This is a genomic window from Chryseobacterium rhizoplanae, assembly GCF_900182655.1.
In the GTDB taxonomy this organism is placed as follows: Bacteria; Bacteroidota; Bacteroidia; order Flavobacteriales; family Weeksellaceae; genus Chryseobacterium; species Chryseobacterium rhizoplanae.
In genome coordinates this window covers 1-3,454 of sequence record NZ_FXTC01000019.1, presented here as the reverse complement: position 1 = coordinate 3,454, position 3,454 = coordinate 1, and the positions used below count along the sequence as shown (strand labels likewise).

The 3,454-nt window shown below is 47.8% G+C and carries 2 tRNA genes and 2 rRNA genes; all 4 read left to right on the top strand.

From position 1 onward, the window contains the following. Positions 1-3 precede the first annotated feature (3 nt). Positions 4-77, top strand: a tRNA-Ile gene (locus tag FN817_RS22935). 82 nt (positions 78-159) lie between these two features. Continuing rightward, a tRNA-Ala gene (locus FN817_RS22930) sits at positions 160-233 on the top strand. A 153-nt stretch (positions 234-386) separates the two neighbouring features. After that, positions 387-3,144, top strand: a 23S ribosomal RNA gene (locus FN817_RS22925). A 174-nt stretch (positions 3,145-3,318) separates the two neighbouring features. Beyond that, positions 3,319-3,426 (top strand): 5S ribosomal RNA (gene rrf / locus FN817_RS22920). Positions 3,427-3,454: the final 28 nt, after the last annotated feature.

Here is a 3,454-nt window from a genome sequence, read left to right as displayed (position 1 = left end):
CAGAGTCTCGTAGCTCAGCTGGTTAGAGCGCTACACTGATAATGTAGAGGTCGGCAGTTCGAGCCTGCCCGAGACTACTAATTAAAGCGGATGGCGAATAGCTTTTGGCTGCTGGCATTTTGCCAATAGCGAGAAGCCATAAGCAAGAAGCAACTAGAGGGGGAATTAGCTCAGCTGGCTAGAGCGCCTGCCTTGCACGCAGGAGGTCAAGGGTTCGACTCCCTTATTCTCCACAGTTTTGGAAGACTGATTTAAAAGTTACGGATGGAGCCAAAAACAACATCTGTTCATCAGTTGGACAAGAAGACATTAAGATCATTGACATTAACGGTAAAGACATCACAAAGAGAAAACCGAGCGCATAAAGCGCTTGAGTAACCAATAGGAAAGAAATCGTTAAGGGCGTATGGCGGATGCCTAGGCTTTCAGAGGCGAAGAAGGACGTGGTAAGCTGCGAAAAGCTGCGGGGATTGGCACACACGAATTGATCCGCAGATGTCCGAATGGGGCAACCCAATACATTGAAGATGTATTACCTCGCAAGAGGAGCAAACCCGGAGAACTGAAACATCTAAGTACCCGGAGGAAAAGAAATCGAAGAGATTCCGTAAGTAGTGGCGAGCGAAAGCGGATTAGCCCAAAAGCTTTTATATGTTTAATAGAATGTTCTGGAAAGAACGGCCGTAGAGGGTGATAGCCCCGTATATGAAAGGCATATTTGAGTGATAAATGAGTAGGGCGGGACACGTGAAATCCTGTCTGAATATGGGGGGACCATCCTCCAAGGCTAAATACTCCTGAAAGACCGATAGTGAACAAGTACTGTGAAGGAAAGGTGAAAAGCACTTCGAATAGAAGGGTGAAATAGAACCTGAAACCGTACGCCTACAAGCGGTCGGAGCAGCGTAATGCTGTGACGGCGTGCCTTTTGCATAATGAGCCTACGAGTTAATTTTACTAGCGAGGTTAAGGTATTAAGTACCGGAGCCGGAGCGAAAGCGAGTCTGAATAGGGCGCATAGTTAGTAGGATTAGACGCGAAACCTTGTGATCTACCCATGGGCAGGTTGAAGCTCTGGTAACACAGAGTGGAGGACCGAACCGGTTGACGTTGAAAAGTCTTCGGATGACCTGTGGGTAGGGGTGAAAGGCCAATCAAACTGGGAGATAGCTCGTACTCTCCGAAATGCATTTAGGTGCAGCGTCGTATATAAGTTTATTAGAGGTAGAGCTACTGATTGGATGCGGGGGTTTCATCGCCTACCAATTCCTGACAAACTCCGAATGCTAATAAATGTTCTACGGCAGTGAGGGCATGGGTGCTAAGGTCCATGTCCGAGAGGGAAAGAACCCAGACCAACAGCTAAGGTCCCAAAATATATGTTAAGTTGAAGCAACGCGGTTGGACTGCATTGACAGCTAGGATGTTGGCTTGGAAGCAGCCATTCATTTAAAGAGTGCGTAACAGCTCACTAGTCGAGCGGTCCGGCATGGATAATAATCGGGCATAAACATATTACCGAAGCTATGGATTTATATTTTAGATATATCTGGTAGGAGAGCATTCTATTTGCGCCGAAGCAGTATCGTGAGGTATTGTGGAGCGGATAGAAAAGAAAATGTAGGCATAAGTAACGATAAAGCAGGCGAGAAACCTGCTCACCGAAAGACCAAGGCTTCCTCAGCCATGCTAATCAGCTGAGGGTTAGTCGGGACCTAACGCGAACCCGAAAGGGGTAGTGGATGGACAATGGGTTAATATTCCCATACTTGCTCACACTAAAAAGGGGACGGTTGGATGTAGCTGCTAAAGACTGACGGAATAGTCAAGGCCTAGCCTTCGGGCGAAGCTGCTGTAGTGTAATCTGATCCAAGAAAAGCCGAAGTGAAGCAACCCGTACCAAAACCGACACAGGTGGTCGAGGAGAGAATCCTAAGGTGCTCGAGTGAGTCGTGGCTAAGGAACTAGGCAAAATAGTCTCGTAACTTCGGAAGAAGAGACGCCATCAGCAATGGTGGCCGCAGTGAAGAGGCCCAGGCGACTGTTTATCAAAAACACAGGACTCTGCTAAATCGAAAGATGCTGTATAGGGTCTGACACCTGCCCGGTGCTGGAAGGTTAAGGAAGGTGCTTAGGGTTAAACCGAAGGCATTAACTGAAGCCCCAGTAAACGGCGGCCGTAACTATAACGGTCCTAAGGTAGCGAAATTCCTTGTCGGGTAAGTTCCGACCTGCACGAATGGTGTAACGATCTGGGCACTGTCTCAGCCACGAGCTCGGTGAAATTGTAGTATCGGTGAAGATGCCGATTACCCGCAATGGGACGAAAAGACCCTGTGAACCTTTACTATAACTTCGTATTGACTTTGAGTAAGTAATGTGTAGGATAGGTGGGAGGCTTTGAAGCTTGCACGCTAGTGTAGGTGGAGCCAACGTTGAAATACCACCCTTTACTTACTTGGAGCCTAACTTCTTTTAGAAGGACATTGCGTGGTGGGTAGTTTGACTGGGGTGGTCGCCTCCAAAAGAGTAACGGAGGCTTTCAAAGGTACCCTCAGCACGCTTGGTAACCGTGCGTAGAGTGTAATGGCATAAGGGTGCTTGACTGTGAGACCTACAAGTCGATCAGGTGCGAAAGCAGGACATAGTGATCCGGTGGTTCCGTATGGAAGGGCCATCGCTCATAGGATAAAAGGTACTCCGGGGATAACAGGCTAGTCTCCCCCAAGAGCTCACATCGACGGGGAGGTTCGGCACCTCGATGTCGGCTCGTCACATCCTGGGGCTGGAGAAGGTCCCAAGGGTTGGGCTGTTCGCCCATTAAAGTGGCACGCGAGCTGGGTTCAGAACGTCGTGAGACAGTTCGGTCTCTATCTATTGCGGGCGTTAGATGTTTGAGAGGGCTTGATTCTAGTACGAGAGGACCGAATTGAACAAACCTCTGGTGTATCAGTTGTACCGCCAGGTGCACTGCTGAGTAGCTACGTTTGGAAGAGATAAGCACTGAAAGCATATAAGTGCGAAACTCGCCTCAAGATGAGACATCTTTTAAGGGTCGTTGGAGATGACGACGTTGATAGGCTACAGGTGTAAAGACAGTAATGTCATAGCCGAGTAGTACTAATTACCCGTAGATTTATAGCCTTTGGTTGCTATATCAAATTATTAATAAATAAATACGACAAGTACTTTATGCGCAGTAAAGGTTTTGTCTTTGTGAAAGTTTTTATCGCTTAAAACGCATATGGCGACTAGCAGTTAGCGATTGGCAAAAAGCCAATAGCCAGCAGCAAAAAGCCAGATGCTATATACCTTCTTTAGGGTGGTTTTAGCGGTGGGGCTCACCTGTTCCCATTCCGAACACAGAAGTTAAGCCCACCAGCGCCGATGGTACTGCGAAAGCGGGAGAGTAGGCCGCCGCCAGTTTTTATTTTATTTTTAAAAATCCTTTATC